This window comes from Streptomyces sp. NPDC020845, from assembly GCF_044334165.1.
In the GTDB taxonomy this organism is placed as follows: Bacteria; Actinomycetota; Actinomycetes; order Streptomycetales; family Streptomycetaceae; genus Streptomyces.
On the sequence record NZ_JBIRSJ010000001.1, the window covers coordinates 225,854 to 242,756 of the forward strand.

A 16,903-nucleotide genomic window follows, 5' to 3' on the forward strand; every position below is an offset into this window, starting at 1 on the left:
TGGTCTGTTGTCCCGGTCCCTGTACTGTGCGGCGGCCCGGCAAAGCGCCGGGCCGCGCGGTCACCCGAGGATCACCGAGCGGGTCAGATGCCGGGGCCGGTCCGGATCGAGGCCGCGGGCCTGGGCGATCGCGACGGCGAGCCGCTGCACCGCCACCAGCTCGGCCACCGGGTCCCGGCCGTTCCCGACCAGCCGACCGCCGGCGGCCGCGATCTCCTCCTCCAGGCCGCAGTCGCCCTCGCCGAGCCACCACACCACGCTCTTGGGGCCGGTGACGCTGATCGGACCGTGTCGGAACTCCATCACCGGATAGGCCTCGGTCCACGCCCCCGCTGCCTCGCGCATTTTGAGCGCGGCCTCCTGCGCCAGCCCGTACGTCCAGCCACGCCCGAGGAAGGTGAACTGCTCGGCGTCCAGCAGGCCGTCGGCCACCGGCGCGGCGATGGCGGCGCGCCCGTCGGCATCCAGACGGGCCGGCGACGCGCCCAGATGGGCCCGGAGCAGGACGATCTCGGTGGTCGCGAAGCGGGTCTGGACGACGGACTGCTCGTCGGCAAAGTCGAGCAGGACCACCGAGTCCGCCACCTCGGTGACGGGGGAGTCGGGCACGGCGGTGACCACAGTGGTCGGCGCGGTGCCGCGCAGGCGACGGAGCAGTTCGAGCACTTCGGTCGTGGTGCCGGACCGGCACAGCGCGAGCACCCGGTCGTAGCGGCGGCCCGGCGGCATCTCCGAGGCGGCGAACGCGTCTGTTTCCCCCTGCCCCGCCGACTCCCGCAGCGCCGCGTACGACTGCGCGATGAACCACGACGTGCCGCACCCGACCACGGCGACCCGCTCACCCGCCCGCGGCAGCGCCTCCCGCACCGCTCCGCCCGGCTCCTGGACCAGATCCGCGGCGCGGCGCCAGCAGTCCGGCTGGCTGGCGATCTCGGCCTCGGTGTAGCTCATACGGCTCCCCTTGTCATGCGTGAATGAGCAGGCGGCGTGCTGTGAGTTGCATCGTACGGGCCGATAATGCGCATGTTTTTGCAGAGAAGTCCAGCGTTCGCTGCCGGGCGCGATAGGGTGAACCGCGCCTGTGACAACGGCGCGAGCACGGGTGACGCGGGTGACGACGGGGTGAGGGAGACGGCGTGAAACGGCCCGAACGCTGGAATGCCCTGCTGGAGCTGTTGGCCCGGGACGGCAAGATCGACCTCGAAGAGGCGGCGGCCGAGCTCGCGGTGTCCACCGCCACGATCCGCCGCGACCTCGACGAACTCGCCCGGCAGCAGATGCTCACCCGCACGCGTGGCGGCGCGGTGGCGCACAACGTGTCCTACGACCTGCCGCTGCGCTACAAGACCGCCCGGCGCGCGTCCGAGAAGCAGCGGATCGGCGCCGCCGTCGCCCAGATGATCGACCCCGGCGCGATCGTCGGCCTCAACGGTGGGACCACGACCACCGAGGCGGCCCGTGCCATCGCCACCCGAGCGGATCTGACCGCCCCCGGCGGCGCCCCCGCCGTCACCATCGTGACGAACGCGCTGAACATCGCCGGTGAGCTGGCGGTGCGCCCGCAGATCAAGATCGTGCTCACCGGCGGGGTCGCCCGCCCCCAGTCCTTCGAGCTGATGGGCCCGCTGGCCACCGGGGTGCTCGACCAGGTCTCCCTCGATGTGGCCGTCATCGGCGTGGACGCGCTGGACCTGGCCCAGGGCGCCACCGCCCACCACGAGGGCGAGGCGAGCATCAACCACCTGATGGCGCGCCGCGCGGCGCGGGTGATCGTGGTGGCCGACAGCACCAAGCTGGGCCACCGGGCGTTCGCCCGCATCTGCGCGATCGACGAGATCGACGTGCTGGTCACCGACACCGGTGCCCCCGACGAACTCGTCGACCGGTTCACCGAGGCCGACATCCAGGTCGTCCGGGCATGACGGGGACCTCGGCTGACTGATCAAGGACCCAGCAGGCTCCCGAGGTGGCACTCCGGGTTCTCTGTGACTTCTCCGAGGAGCCGGGCGAAGCCCGTACTCCACTCCTCGACCGTGGCCCGTGTGAACAGATCCGTGGAGTACTCGAATAGCACCGTGATCGCATCGTCCTGGGGCTGCAGGACGACATACAGTTCAGTCCGGGCCACGCCTGACGTGGGCAGTGCGCGCACCGAGGCCGATACCGACCGCAGATCCAGAGCGGGTGGTGGTGTGGTGACGACGGTGAACAGCACGGTGGGGAACAGTGTGTCCCTGGTCCCGGGCGAGACCAGCTCGACCACGTCCGTCAGGGGCAACTCCTGGTGGTCGAGCGCGGTGAACAGCGTCCCGCCGAGTTGTGTCACGAGGTCGGCGAAGGTCCGGGCCACGCCGATCCGGGCGCGCAGCAGGACGGCGTCGCCCAACAGCCCCACCACCTCGGATCGCTCGGGTTGCAGGCGGTTGGCGCTGGACGCGGCCAGCACCACGTCGGCGGACCCGCCGCACACCCCGGCCAGCCAGGTGGCGAACGCCGCCGCCAGCACGGCGTACGGGGTCGTGCCCAGGTGTGTCGCGGTGTCCCCGACCCGGCGGGGCGTGTCGCCGTCGATGACCACGGTGTGCAGGGCGCCCCGGCCGGACAACGCCTTGGGCCTCGGGTGGTCGTAGGGCAGGGCCGCGCGCAGTGGCGCACCGTCGAGTTCGGCACGCCAGAACCGTTCGAGTTCCGCCCTGCGCTCGTCGCCCAGCTCGTGCTCCGCTCGCGCGAAATCCGTGAACTGTGCGGTGAGAACGGGCAGTCGCGCATCGGCGTCGGCCCGCCGCGCGTTGTACAGCTCCTGCAGGTCGCGCCAGATGAGCCCCATGGACCAGCCGTCGCAGATCGCATGGTGGAACACGGTCAGCAGCACCCAGCGGTCCGCCCCGAGACGCGCCAGACGACAACGGAACAGCGGTGCCCGATCCATTGCGAACGTGCCGGACGCCTGCTCCTGGCACCACCGCTCGACGGTGGCGGTGTCCTGGGCGTGTGTGGAGATGTCGGTGACCGACAGGTCCACGGACACCCCGGCCAGCACCTCGACGACGTACTCTCCGCCGCCGCTGCGCACCGCCCGGCTGCGCAGCGCCTGATGGCGCCCCACCAGGTCTTCCAGGGCCTGGGCGAGGGTGCCGGGATCCAGGTCGCCCCGCAGGTCGATGCGGTGGGCGACGTTGTAGACGCTCGGGTCGGCGCGTTCATGGTGGCGCCGCCACAGGCGGCGCATGGTGGACGGCATCGGCACGGTGTCCACCACCTCGTGCGAGGGGGCGGGCTCGTGGCGGGCCACGACGCCCCGGATGGTCGGATCGAGGAAGAAGTCGGCCATGGCGAGGTCGATGTCCAGGCGGTCCCGCATCCGGTTCAGCAGTCTGATCGCGCTCAGGGAGTGGCCGCCGAGCCGGAAGAAGGAGGCGGTCAACGGGGCCTGCGGTGCGCCGAGTTCCTCGCACCACAGGTCGTGCAGCGCCTTCTCCAGGGGGGTGACGGGCCCGGCATCGGCCTCCCGAGCCTGGTGGTCCGCGCCGGGCTCGGGCAGGGCGGCACGGTTCAGCTTGCCGGAGGCGTTCACGGGGAGCCGCTCCAGCCACACCCAGTGGCGCGGCACCAGATGGTCGGGGAGTTCGGCGGAGAGCGCGGTGCGCAGCCGCCCGGCATCGGCTGCCGAGGACGCTGGGGTCGTGGGCACCACATAGGCGACCAGTTCCATATCGCCGTGCCGGTCACGACGGGGTACGACGGCCGAGTCCCGTACGTCGGGGAGCGCGGTCAACGCCGCCTGGATCTCGCCGGGCTCGACCCGGAATCCACGGATCTTGACCTGGTCGTCGGCCCGGCCGCAGTAGTGAAGGCTGCCGTCGGTACGCCAGCGCCCGAGGTCTCCCGTACGGTACAGCACCCCGCCCGCGCCGTCGTCGAGGAAGGCGGCGGCGGTCTCCTGTGGCCGGGCGTGGTAGCCGTGCGCGACCGGGACGCCGCCCACGCAGATCTCGCCGACGGCGCCCATGGGCACCTGGCGCCCGGCGTCGTCCAGGAGCGAGATCCGCGCTCCGGGCACCGGGGTGCCGATCGGCGGCCACTCCTCGCCGCCTGGGTCGACCAGGTGCGAGGTGACGATGATCGAGGCCTCCGTGGGCCCGTACTGGTTGTACAGCGCACACCGCGGGTGTGCGGCGAGAAAGCGGCGAAAGGCACCGGTGAGCTGGAGTGCCTCGCCGGCCGAGACCAGTTCGCGCAGGGACGGCAGATGAGGCTCGGTCCCGATCAGATACTTCAGCGGGGTGCAGGGCATGAACATCCGCTGCACCTCATGGCGCCGCACCAGTTCGGCCAGGGCCGCGGGATCGTGCCGCACCTCGTCGCCGATCAGGACGAGTGCGGCTCCGGACGCCAGCGTGGTGAAGATCTCCTGCACGCTGACGTCGAACGCGGGCGAGGTCCACTGCAGGGTACGCAGCGCCGGCCGGTGCCGAAGGTGTCCACGGACCAGGTTGGCCGGTCCGCGGTGGGGGACGACGACGCCCTTGGGGCGGCCGGTCGAGCCCGAGGTGTAGATGCAGTAGGCGGGATCCTCCGGCCGAGTCCCGTCCTGAAGCGGCTCGTCCTGAAGCGGCCCGGTCTGAAGCGGCCCGGTCTGAAGCGGCCCGGTCTGGAGGGGCTCGGTCTGGAGGGTGTCGCGGGCCTCCTCGGCCAGCTGGATCGGCAGCCGTGCCGCGAGGCCCGGGTGGAGGGTCAGGGCGGCGTCGCTGGTCAGCAGCAGAACGGGGGTGGCGTCGTCGAGGAGCCGGGCGAGCCGCGGGGTGGGCACGGAGGGGTCGAGGGGCACATACGCGGCGCCGCTCTTGAGCACGCCCAGCAGGGCGGTGATCAGCTGCGGGCCGCGCGGCAGAAGCACCGCCACGCGCTCCCCGCGCACCGAGCCCCGGGCGCGCAGCCGCCGGGCGAGCCGGTTGGCGTATGCGTCCAACTCCACGTAGCGCACGTGCCGTTCACCGCTGATCAGCGCGATGGAATCCGGGGTCCGGCGCGCCTGCCGCTCGAACAGGCCGTGCAGGGTGGGTGTGTCCTCGGGGGCGGGCGGCGGGTCGTCCTGGTGTCCCAGCCGGGCCAGGGTGTCGCGGTCGGCGCCGGTGACGGCGGTCAGTTCGCCGAGCGGTGCGCCGGGGGCATCGAGGGCGCGGCGCAGCGTCTGCTCCACGTAGTCCACGAATCGGCGCACGGTGCTCTCGTCGAACAGAGCCGTGTCGTACTCGACCATGAACCGCACGCCGTCGCGGTGATGCGTCAGATAGACACTGAGGTCGAACGGGGCGCGGGCACTCGGCATGTCCAGGAGCGTGGATGTCAGCCGCGGCGGATCGAAGTCCACCTCGCCCTCGTTCTCGTACTCCACCATCACCTGGAAGAGCGGATTGCGGCTGGGGTCGCGCCGCGGGTTCAGGGCGCCGACCAACTCGTCGAAGGGGACGCCGCGGTGTTCGTACGCCGCGGTGCTCCGCTGCCGTACCCGGTGCAGCAGGGTCGGGAAGTCCGGGTCGCCGGTGAGGTCCAGGCGCAGGGCGACGGTGTCGAGGAAGAGACCGACATGGTGTTCGGCGCCGGCCGGCCGGGCGGCGACCGCGGTACCGAGGACCACGTCCTGCTGGCCGCTGAACCGGCCGAGCATCGCGCCGATGGCACTGATGAGCGTCATGAAAAGGGTGGCGCGGTGCGCGGCGGCGAACGTCCGCACCCTGTCGACGAGCTCGGCGTCCAGCTCATGGGTCAGGCTCGCGCCCGCTCCCGATCTCACCGGCGGGCGTGGCCGGTCGGTGGGGAGCGAGAGCTGCGGCACGCCGCTCAGCTCCCGCCGCCAGAACGCGAGGGATTCGGTGAGCTCGGCGGGGTTCCGCCGGTCGTACGGGGGCGCCTCGGCGAGGTGCGGCAGTGCGGGCTCGCCGTGCGGCCAGGAGCGGTAGTGGGCGGCGAGGTCGTGGACCAACACCACCGTGGAGGAAGAGTCGAAGACAATGTGGTGGACCAGCAGGAAGAGCACATGCCGCTCTTCCGACAGGCGCAGCAGCCGGGCCCTGACCAGCGGGCCGGTGTTCAGGTCGAGGAGGCGGCGCCCCTCCGTCTCCAGCGTGGCGCGCAGCGCCTCTTCCTCCGTCGCCCCGCCGTGGTCCTCGACCGGACACTCGAGCCGTGTCCGGTCGAGTGTCTCGCGGTACGGCACTCCGTCGGTGACCCCGAACACCGTCCGCAGCGCGGGATGCCGCTCCGCGACCCGCCGCAGCGCCCACCGCAGCGCCTCGACGTTCAGCGGGCCGTCCAGGCGGATCGCCTTGGGCTCGTGGTACATGCTGGTGCCGGGGTGCAGCTGCTCCAGGAACCAGATGCGGCGCTGCGCCGGCGACAGCGGCATCCGCTCCGGCACCAGCGCGGCCTGCTCCCGTGCCGTGGACTGCTCCCGGCGGCGTACCCGGTCGAGCACCGGCAGCGCCGCCAGCACCTGCTGGGACGGGACACCGAAATCGACGAAACACGAGATCTCGTCCACTCCGGCGGCCACCAGCCGGCGTACCGTCGCGGCGGCGCTGCGCTCGTCGCCGATCAGGGCGCGGGAGTCGCAGTAGCGCTCGTAGGCGCGGCCGAGCAGGAACTCCACGTCCTCCTCGGGGGCGCTGTCCAGGTCGACCTCGAACCCCAGGCTGTTGGTGACCTGGTCGAAGAGGGACAGCGAAGAGCGCAGGTAGGACACGAAGGGGCGGTACGCCTCGGCGCGTGCGCGCTGTGCGTCGTCGCCGAGGTAGGTGTGCACGAGCACCACGACCCGGCCCGCCGCCGGATCGAGGCCGTGCTCGGTGCGGGTGCGCCGGTACAGGGCGATGTTCTCGGCCAGTTGCTCGACGGTCTGCGTCATCAGATTGGTGACCACACCCAGGTCCTCGGCGGCCGCCCGGCGGTAGCTGTCCGGGTTGCCCACCACGGCCACGTACAGGGGAAGCCGCTCCTGGAGCGGACGCGGGTGCAGCCGGACCTCGACCGGCTCGCCGTCGCCCGCGGTCATCGCGAGTGGCCGCCCCGACCACAGCTGCCGCAGGGTCGCCAGCTGCTCGTACATCACCTCGCGGTGTCGGCCGAAGTGCTGCGGGGCGAGCGCGAAGTCGGTGGCGTGCCAGCCACTCGCCAGGCACAGGCCGGCCCTGCCACCGGAAATGTTGTCGACGACCGACCATTCCTCGGCCACCCGGACCGGGTGGTGCAGGGGGAGCACGACCGAGCCGGCATGCAGACGTATCCGGCTGGTCCTGCCGGCGAGCGCGGCGGCGAGGACCGAGGGATTGGGAAAGAGCGCGCCGAAGGAGTTGAAGTGGCGCTCCGGGAACCACAGGGCATGGAAGCCGTGCTGGTCGGCGAACTCAGCCGCCGCCATGATCAGCGCGTACTTGTCGCGTTCGGCGTCCTCGGGGTAGTCGCCGAAGAAGTACAGACTGAAGTCGCATCCCGGGGCGGGCGCGGTGGTGGCGGGGGCCGCCGGCACGGGGCGTGGAGCCGCGGGAGATGCGGGCGGCATCGAGAGCGGGGCCACCCGGGCCGTACGCACAGGGGGCACAGGGGCCGGGGCGGCCTCGGGCGGCTCCGGCGCGGCGGCCGGCACCGTCGGTCCGGCCGCGGCCCCGGCCCCGGCCAGCTGCGCCAGACGTTCGGCCAGTCTGCGCGGTGTGTCGGCCGAGTCGAACAGCTCTCGCACCGGAACGCGTACCCCGTGCCGCTGTTCCAGCTCCGCCGTCATGCCCATCAGGGAGAGTGAGTCCGCGCCGAACTCGAAGAAGGAGTTGTCGGGCGTGACGTCCGCCACGGCCATGCCCAGTTTGTCAGCGGTCAGCGCCCGCACCTCCTCCAGGAGTTCACCCGGGACGACAGGTGCCTTCGAGGCGGAGGGCGGCGGGAGCGTTCGGGGAGCCGGCGCCGGAGCCGGGGTGGGAGCCGGAGCCGGGGTAGGAGCCGGAGCCGGGGTGGGAGCCGGGGCCGCCACCAGGCGTCTTCGTAGCGGGTGCCCTGGCAGCGACACCCGGCCTCCGCCGCGGGTGAGCGCGCGCCAGTCCAGCTCGGCTCCCCTGCGGTAGAGCGAGCCGAGCGCGGTGAGCAGCCCGTGCAGCTGTACGGCCGTCCCGTCGCCGTCACCCTGCCCGCCCGTCCAGCGGGTCTCGGGTGCGCAGTGCCGGCCGAGGCCGGCGAGGGTGTTCCCGGCCCCGATCTCCACGAAGTCCTGATACCCGTGCCCGACGGCCTCGGCCATGGCCAGGTCGAAGCGGACCGGCTGCCGGGCCTGCAGACAGAGGTAGTCCGCGTCGACGGTCCAGCCCGCGCGGCGCACCTCTCCGTCGGCCGCGGTCACCAGCGGGGTGTGCAGCGGACGGTACGCCACGCCCTCGGCATGGGCCCGGAACTCCCGCAGGGCCGGTTCCATCGCCGCCGAGTGGTAGGCCCGGTCGACGGGCAGCGCCCGCCGGCGCAGCCCCTCCTGGTCGAGCAGGCGCGCCGCCTCCTCCAGGGCCTGCCGCGAACCTGAGATCACCTGAGCGCGCGGGCCGTTGACCGCGGCCACGTCGGCCCCGGCGCTCTCGGCGATGCGCCGCGCGGTCCGGGCGTCGGCGCGGACCGCGAGCATGCCGCCCACCGGGCAGGCCCGGTGCATCAGGCGCCCGCGCCACGCGGTGAGCCGCAGCCCGTCCTCCAGCGTCAGCGCGCCCGCCACGTACAGCGCCGCGTACTCTCCGACGCTGTGGCCCAACAGCAGCGCGGGGCGGACGCCGGCGGCGCGCCACACCTCGCCGAGCGCCGCCTGGTGGGCGAACAGGGCGGCCTGGGCCGTCTCGGTGGGCCAGGTCTCGCCGTCGGCCAACGGCTCCGCCAGAAGGAGCGGCAACAGGGTTCCGCCGAACTCGCCGGCGTAGATCTCCTCGCAGCGGTCGAGTACGCGCTGGGCGGCGGGATACGCGGCGTAGAGTCCGCTCGCCATACCGAGGCGTGCGCTGCCCTGCCCAGGGAAGGCAAACGCAACCGGCCCGACGGGGCCCTGTGGCGCCCGCTGTTTCTCCAGCGCGCGGGCGAGCTCTTCGGCCGTCCGGCCGACGGCCGCGGCCCGTGCCGCGCGGTGCGGCCTGCCGAGTGCCATGGTGGCCGCCACATCCGTGGCCGTGAGCTCGGGCTGCTGTCGCAAACGGTCGCGGAGCCGACCGGTGAACTCGTCCAGGGCCTGCGTGTCGCGGGCCGACACCGGCACGAGTACGGGCAGCTCGGGCGCGGCCGTGGGGGTCGCGGGCGGTGTGGGAGGCTCCTCCAGCACGACATGGGCGTTGGTGCCGCCGACCCCGAGGGCGCTGACTCCGGCCCGGCGTGGCACACCGCGCGGTGGCGACCATGGCTTCAGCTCGGTGGCAAGCGTCAACGGGCCGCTTTCCAGGTCGAGTTCGGGGTTGGGACGGGTCAGATGCGGCGTGGGCACCAGGGTGCGGTGCCGCAGCATGAGAACCGTCTTGATCAGCCCTGCCATGCCGGCGCAACTGTCGAGGTGCCCGATGTTCGGCTTCACCGAGCCGACCGCGCAGAAGCCCGTGCGCTCGGTGCCCTCGCCGAGGGCTCGGGCGAGCGCCGCCATTTCCACCGGGTCGCCGAGCCGGGTGCCCGTCCCGTGCGCCTCCACGTACGAGACCGTGTGCGCCGGGACGGCCGCCCTGCGCAACGCCTGGCGCACCACCTCGATCTGCCCCGCGACACCGGGGGCGCTGAAGCCGACCTTGTCCGCGCCGTCGTTGTTGACCGCGGAGCCCAGGATCACCGCGTGCACGGTGTCGCCGTCGGCCAGCGCGCGGTCGAGCCGCTTGAGCAGGACGGCCGCTACGCCGTTGCCGCCGACCGTGCCGTCGGCCTCCGCGTCGAAGGCGCGGCAGCGCCCGGTGGGCGACAGGATCGACCCGGGGTGGCTGCGGTAGCCGGTCTCCTGGGGGAAGTGCACGGCCGCGGCGCCCGCCAGCGCCAGATCGGCGTCCCCGTACAGCACCGCCTGGACCGCGAGGTGCACGGCGACCAGCGAGGTGGAACAGGCCGTCTGCACACCGATGGCGGGGCCGGTGAGCCCGAGCCGGTAGGCGACCCGAGCGGCAAGGAAGTCCGGCTCCCGGCCGATGGCCGTCTGCAGGCCGGTGGCGGGGTCGGCCACGTCGTGGGGCGATCCGGTCGCCGACGGCTGCTGGTGGTCGTAGAGGTTCATGCCCGACCCCGCGAACACCCCGATCCGGGTGCCCGGTTCGGCCGCCGCGTAGCCGCCGTCCTCCAGCGCCTGGTGGCAGCACTCCAGGAACAGCCGGTGTGCGGGGTGTGTCAGCGCGGCTTCTTTGGGGGGCATTCCGAAGAAGTCCGCGTCGAACTCCGACACCCCGTCGAGGACTCCGGCGACGGGCACAAGGTCGGGGGCGCTCAGCACCTCGGGGGGCAGGCCCGCCGCGGCAAGCTCTTCCACGCCGAAGGTCCGGACGCTGTCCACGCCGTCGCGGAGATTGGCCCAGAACTGCTCCGGCGTCTCCGCGCCCGGGAAGCGAAGGGACAACCCGACGACGGCGATGCGCTGATCGGTGGTGTCGGCGGGGCCGACCCCGGTGGACGTGCGTTCGGTCCGCTTTCCGGTGGCGCCGGACAGATGTGCGGCGAGCGCGGCCGCGGTGGGGTGCTCGAAGAACGCGGTCTGGGCGATCGGTGTCCCGAGCCGCTCCTCCAGCCGGGCCCGCAGGCGCACCAGAAGCACGGAGGTCAGACCGAGTTCGTAGAACGGCAGGTCCGCGTCCACCGGACGGCCCAGCACCGCGCCGGTCTCCTCCCGCACCGTCCGCGTGATCGCGTCGGGATCCCTCCCGGCGCGCGGGCCGGTGGCCGTGGCCGCGGTGAATCCGGCGCCCGTCAGCCGGTCCCGGAGCTCGGCGCGGCGCACCTTTCCCGCGGGCGTTCTGGGGAACTCGTCCCGCGGTACGGGCAGGACATGGGCCGCGGCGAGCCGCAGCCGAGCGAACAGCGCCGCCTTCACCTCGGCCGCGATCCGTACGTCCTCGGCGGCGCCGCGGCTCACGAAGAACACGGCGAGCTCCTCCGTGCCCCGCTCCGGGTGCGGGATGCCACAGGCGGCCACCTCCCCCTGCCGGACCCCGGCGACGGCGGTGGCGGCCTCCTCGACCGCATGGCAGTAGACGTTGTGTCCGTTGAGGATGATCAGGTCCTTGCGCCGGCCGGTGATGACGACCTGGCCCGCGTCGAGGAAGGCGAGATCTCCGGTGTCCAGCCAGTCCCGCCCGGCGGGGTAGGCCGCCGCGTCCGCCTCCGGGTTCTTCACATAGCCGGGGGTGAGGCGAGCGGGCGTGTGCACCTGGAGGCGGCCGATGCCGCCCTCGGGAGCGAGTTCGCCGTGATCGTCGACGATGCGCAGTGTGACGCCGTGCGCCGGTGCTCCGGCCGCGACGAACGTGACGCAGTCCTCCTCGGGTGTTGCTTCGTCGGCCCGTATCAGCTGCCCGCCCAGACTGCTCTTGAGCAGGCGGTGCACGGTGCCGGGCCGGTCGAGGCGGCCGTAGGTCACGGCTGTGACCGTCTCGGCCATTCCCCACGCCGGGACGATGTGCCGCTCCTGGATGCCGTACGCGGCTGTGGCGTCGAGGAAGCGGGTCAGTACCGGCAGCGCGATCTGCTCGCCCCCGCAGATCAGGGACTTGACGCGGCTGAGGTCCCAGCTCCCCTCCGGCCGCTCGGCGAGCGTGTCCACGACGAGTTGATAGGCGAAGGTCGGCGCCCAGCTGTGCTGGGCGCGGTGTTCATCGAGGAGATCGAGCCAGCGCCGTGGCTCGGTGAGGACCAGCTCGGTCGGCGCGTGGACGTTGGTGCATCCGGCGAAGACCGCGAGCATGTGGTACAGCAGGAACGCGCCACTGTGGTCGACCGGCAGCCAGTTCACCATGGTGTCGTCCCGGCCGACGTCCAGAGTCCGCCGGGCGCTGGCGGCGAAGTCCGCCAGACCGGCGTGCGTCAACCGTGCGGCCTTGGGCACTCCGGTGCTGCCGGAGGACAGCATCAGCAGGGCGGTGTCGGACGCGGCCGGCTCGATGGGGTCACCCGCGGGCGGGGCGTTGAGACAGTCCCGCGCCACCACGGCGCGCAGCCCCGGAGCGGACTGTGCGAGGTCCGCCGCGCCGGCCGGGTCGGTGAGCACCAGCGGCCGGTCCAACAACTCCCAGGTCTGCAGCAGGCGTTGGAGTGTGGGCGAGGCCGGGGCGGGGTGCTCGGCAATGATGGCGGGGCGGGCGGCGCCGAGCACACAGGCCCAGAAGGCGGGGAAGAAGTCGGCCAGCGGCAGGCCGCACAGCACCACGGCGTCGCCGGGGCGCAGCCCGTGCTCGCGCAGTCCGGTGAGCACTCGCCGGGCCCGCAGCAGCAGTTCGGGGTATGGAAGAGCGGTGCTCGAACCGTCCGCGGCGACGGTGACGACGGCCCCGCCGGGCGCGGAGTCCGCGGCCGTCAGCAGCGCCTGCACGGCGTCGCGCGGATCGTCCTCGCCGCGGTCCGGCTCAGGCCCCCGGCAGATGGCTTGTCCCCGAACGCGGTCCATGCGTTTCCTCTCCCTCGTCATTCCCGTTGTCCGGTTGTCGACGGCTGCGCCGGGCCGGGCCGCGGCGGCCGGCGGTGCACATCAGCAGGACCAGTGCGCCGCACACCGCCATGCCGTGGAAGACGCCCACGACGGCCGGGGCCGGCAGCGTCTCGAGGGCCGCCGCGGCGGCCACCGTCCCCAGCGCGAACCCGGACTGCTCCGCCGTGGCCGACAGCCCGAACAGGCGGCCGCGCTGTCGGTCGGGGGCCGCCTGGAGGCGGGAGGTGTAGACGATCTCGGTCCAGCCGTCCGCGAACCCCGCCGACACGGCCGCCCCCATCAGGGCGAAGGCGGGCAGTCCGAGGAACGCCGCCACAAACGACAGCGACATCGCGCAGGTGCCGAGCGCGAACGCACGCTCGTCCCAGGCCGCCTCGCCCTGCCTGCGCTTGAGCACCAGATGAGCGAGAACGGTGCCCACCGCCCACGCGGCCCAGAACCGGGTCATGAACAGCGCGGGTTCGTCCGGGGCGGCGGAGTGTGCGACCACCGGCAGGGCGACGTTGTGCGAGGCGGACGCCAGCGCGTCGATGCCCCTGAGAAGGATCATGCCAAGGACAAGTGAGCGCACACCTGCCGCTCCGCGCCACAAGCGCAGGCCGCGGCCTGTGCGGACCGGAGATTCGGTGCCCCTGCGGGAGGCCGTGTCCGCCGGTACATCCTTCCCCTCGTCGTCCGTACGCGGCCGCAGCACCAGCAAAGCCGCGGCGGACCAGAGGAAACTCACGGCATTGACGGCGAACGCGGCGGCGTAGCCGCCGAAGGCGATGACCGGCGCGGCCGAGGCGAAGCCCAGCACCGTGGCCAGCGACCTCGCGGTGACCAGCAGGCCGTTGGCGCGGGCACGGGCCTCCTGGCCGACCATGACCGGAACCGCACTGCGCAGGGCCACGGTGAAGAAGGTGTTCCCCGCACCGAGGACCACGACCGCGACGGCGAGCAGCCACAGCGGGGTGGTCGGAGCGGTGAGCACCAGCACGGTCATGGCGGCGCCCTGGGCGACATCCGTCCAGATCATGACCGTCCGGCGGGTGACTCTCCCCGAGAGCGCCCCGGCGGCGAGCCCCGCCAGAAAGCCGGAGAACAGCCGTAACGCCATCGTCGCGCCGACACCGAGCGCGCTGCCGGTCACCTCGTAGGTGAACAGACTCAAGGCGATCAGGTTCAGGTAGTTGCCATAGGCGGACACCGCATACGCGGACACGAGAATGCGGAAGCGTCGATCGGTACGCGCCATTGAGTTCCCCCCGTGGCACTCCGGCATCGAGACGGGCGAGTTCAGGCAGCGGCCGGCTCACGCTCGGGGGTGCGGGCCACGGCCAGCCATACGCAGACCACCAGCGGCAGGACCAGCGCCGCCAGGTTCGTCCCCGTCCATCCCAACTGGGAGAACACCAGGTTGGCCGAGAACGAGGCCATGGCGCCCACACACGCGGTGCTGCCCTCGATGGTGGCCTGGACCCGCCCGCCCTTTCCCTGCGGATAGCAACGGACCGCGTAGGCGCTGCCGGAGACGTACGCCAGATTCCAGCCCACGCCCACGAGCCCCAGTGACACCATGAACGCGGACATCCCCGTGCCAAGCGAACCGATCCCGGCCCCTGTGACCAGCAGGGACGCCCCGAGCATTCCGGTCCAGCGAGGGCCCCACGCGGTGGTCAGCCGGCCGCTGAACAAGGCCGGGGCGAACATCCCCACCATGTGCCACTGGATGACCATCGCCCCTTGGGACAAGGAGTGCCCGGCGTGCTTGCTGCCGATCGGACCGACGGCCATCAGCATGGTCATCACGCCCGTGGACACCGCCAGCAGGCTGAAGGCCCTGCGGAAGTCACTGGTGTGCACGACATCGCGTACGCGCGTGGCTTGGGCCGTTTCCTCCTCCGTATCGGCCGTATCGGAATCCGTATCGGAATCCGCTTCCGTCGGACGAGGCGTTGCCGGTCGTACGGCGAGGATGACAGGCACGACGGCGAACGCCAGACAGGACACCAACAGGTAGGAGCCGGCGAACTCGGCCCCCACGAGGCCACTGCTCTGTGTCGCGGCCCAAGGGCCGACGATCGCCGCTGCCACGCCACCACAGAGAACCGTGCTCAGCGCCCTGGTCCGGGACGCCTTGGGCACCAGGTCTGCCGCGAGGAACCGGAAGTAGCCGCCCGTCGACCGGTACACCCCGACCATGCCCGTACCCGCGCACAAGGTGAAGAAGGAATCCGTCTGGACGGCGAGGGTGGAGACCAGACCACCGGTCACCGCGATGCAGGCGCCCACGGCCAGGACCGATCGGTGTCCGTATCGCGCGGAAAGCATTCCGGTCGCGTACGAGGCGATGGTTCCGGTGACCGTCATCAGGGTGAGTGGCAGCGTCGCCAGGGCGCCGGTCGGTGCCATCTCGAGACCGACGACGGCCGTCAGGGTCAGGTCGACGCTGACGCCCGCGTAATAGAGGAATTGGCAGATCGTGAGAAGGTAGACCGGTCTTCCCAGCCGGCCCGTCTTGTTGGTGGCTGGACGGGCCGCTTCTGCCACGGACTTCCCTGCACTCGTCTCGCTGTCCACTGATTCAGTTCTCTCCGTCATGCGGCCGTATGCGGGATACGGCTGCCATCGCGGGCACTTCTGGCGTGGGGGCCGCTGTGAAGAAAGAAATGGTCACGCCCTGTCCGGCGAGAGGACCACGATGGCCATGTGACGTCCCGTCAGATTTAAGTTCGCGGCCAGGGAGTTCAGTACATCCGCATAGATTCCGCCATTTAGCGCATCAGGTGCCGCAGTGCCCCGTTCGGGCAGGTATGCGAGTACCACATCCGGCGCTTCCTCGCGAGGGGCACTTCCCGGGGAATTTCGCTGCCGAGAGTTGGCGGCGGTCGACCTGAATCGATTGCCGCGGGCCGAAACCAGAAGCGACTCAAATCTTTCGCGGTCGTCTGCGGGTAGATCCAGGGCCTTTACCAGAAGGCGCAGGGTTTCCTTCCGCGGTCTGGCCACTTTCCCGCGTTCAAGGTCGCGGATGGCGCGCACGCTGAGCGTTGAGAAGTCCGCCAGTTCCTGCTGTGTCATTCCGCATGATATTCGATACTCGCGAAGAATCTCCCCGAATTGGGAAGATTTCTCGGATATGCTCACGACATCCCCTTCCATGGACATTGCCCCGCGTCAAGGGGCTAGTGCATTGGATTCAGACAGGCCGATCCCCGGCTTCTGCTCCGTGACAGGGCATCAGCGAGGGCGGGGACATGTGTGAGGTGGGGAAAAAGTCAACATACGCCAGAAAATTTCAGCATGGCGGCGCTTCCGGGGCGCGCGAAACAGTACGCGCCCGGCTAATCCTGCCTTGGGGTGTGGTTTTGTGGCCACCCGTCCCAATGTGCTGTCCCCCGTTCAGATTCGAACGCTCCCCGCGGGTCGCTCTCAGTTGCTCTCAGTTGCTCTGTATTGAGCCACTGACGGTCACACTCTGGTCATGGATCAGTATTATTGAGCGTCGTCCCGAAAGCTAAAGTGCCGCCCGCGGGGGTGTCAAGGGCTTTGGCAATAAGTGCCCGCGCTGGTCAGATCTGTGCGGGGGCAAGCTCCCGCAGCGTGGGTGTTTTCATCTGTTGCGCTCTCAACGACCGCCGCATCATGGCGAACTCGACGACGTGTTCGGCCACCAGCTCAAGGCGTTCGGCCACCTGTGGATCCTGCACCCGGCCATCGACGTCGAACGAAGTGGTCTCCGTATTGATCGTGACCCCGAGCGGAGTGGGCCACCCACGCAGCGCGTGAACGGTTGTCCGTAGCGCGGAGACCGCCGACGCCGACGCCTGCCAACCTCCGGCGACCGATATACAGCCCACGGCTCGCCCCGAGAAGTACGGTCGCCGGTCCGAGCGCAGTTCCTCCATGTAGTCGAGTGCGTTCTTCACCATTCCCGAGATCGAGCCATGGTAGGCGGGCGTGGCGATAATCAGTCCGTCCGCCGACGAGACGGCTTCGATGAGTGCTTTCGCCCGTTCGGACCGTTCTGCCGCCGCGTATTCATACAACGGCATCACCAGGTCGGGCCCACTGATCAGCTTCACTCGCGCGCCTCGGCGGACAGCCGCGGCGAGGGCGATGCGCAGGGCCTTCTCCGCAGTCGAGCCCGCCCTGTTGGACCCGCCGATTCCCACTACCTGAACCGCTTCCGGCACGTTGCCCTCCTTCTCGTCCTGCGCCACAGTTCTCTGACATCCGCCGCCC

7 protein-coding genes are annotated in these 16,903 nt (G+C 71.4%); 1 reads left to right on the plus strand and 6 read right to left on the minus strand.

Going from position 1 to position 16,903, the window contains the following annotated elements; translation table 11 throughout:
- Positions 1-60: 60 nt before the first annotated feature.
- On the minus strand, positions 61-951 hold the full coding sequence (locus ACH4U7_RS00840) for an SIS domain-containing protein (RefSeq protein WP_398525888.1): 891 nt from the start codon (positions 949-951) through the stop codon (positions 61-63).
- Positions 952-1,136: 185 nt separating this feature from the next.
- Between ACH4U7_RS00840 and ACH4U7_RS00845 the strand changes: the two genes are divergently transcribed.
- The gene (locus tag ACH4U7_RS00845) at positions 1,137-1,922 is read left to right on the plus strand and encodes a DeoR/GlpR family DNA-binding transcription regulator (protein WP_398525889.1); all 786 of its coding nucleotides are present in this window, start codon (positions 1,137-1,139) and stop codon (positions 1,920-1,922) included.
- A gap of 20 nt (positions 1,923-1,942) precedes the next feature.
- On the opposite strand, the gene ACH4U7_RS00850 is transcribed toward ACH4U7_RS00845, so the two are convergent.
- The 5 genes from ACH4U7_RS00850 to ACH4U7_RS00870 form a co-directional block, all read right to left on the minus strand.
- Positions 1,943-12,634 (minus strand): amino acid adenylation domain-containing protein, encoded by a 10,692-nt coding sequence (locus tag ACH4U7_RS00850; RefSeq protein ID WP_398525890.1) that lies wholly within the window; start codon positions 12,632-12,634, stop codon positions 1,943-1,945.
- Positions 12,594-13,913, minus strand: coding sequence for an MFS transporter (locus ACH4U7_RS00855; protein WP_398525891.1), 1,320 nt, complete (start codon positions 13,911-13,913; stop codon positions 12,594-12,596). Before ACH4U7_RS00855 ends, ACH4U7_RS00850 begins: the two co-directional genes overlap by 41 nt.
- Before the next feature lie 41 nt (positions 13,914-13,954).
- The gene (locus ACH4U7_RS00860; protein ID WP_398525892.1) at positions 13,955-15,208 is read right to left on the minus strand and encodes an MFS transporter; all 1,254 of its coding nucleotides are present in this window, start codon (positions 15,206-15,208) and stop codon (positions 13,955-13,957) included.
- A 123-nt stretch (positions 15,209-15,331) separates the two neighbouring features.
- On the minus strand, positions 15,332-15,805 hold the full coding sequence (locus tag ACH4U7_RS00865; RefSeq protein WP_398525893.1) for a helix-turn-helix transcriptional regulator: 474 nt from the start codon (positions 15,803-15,805) through the stop codon (positions 15,332-15,334).
- A 425-nt stretch (positions 15,806-16,230) separates the two neighbouring features.
- Complete coding sequence (locus ACH4U7_RS00870; RefSeq protein WP_398525894.1) at positions 16,231-16,881, minus strand: NADPH-dependent FMN reductase; 651 nt, start codon at positions 16,879-16,881, stop codon at positions 16,231-16,233.
- Positions 16,882-16,903 lie beyond the last annotated feature (22 nt).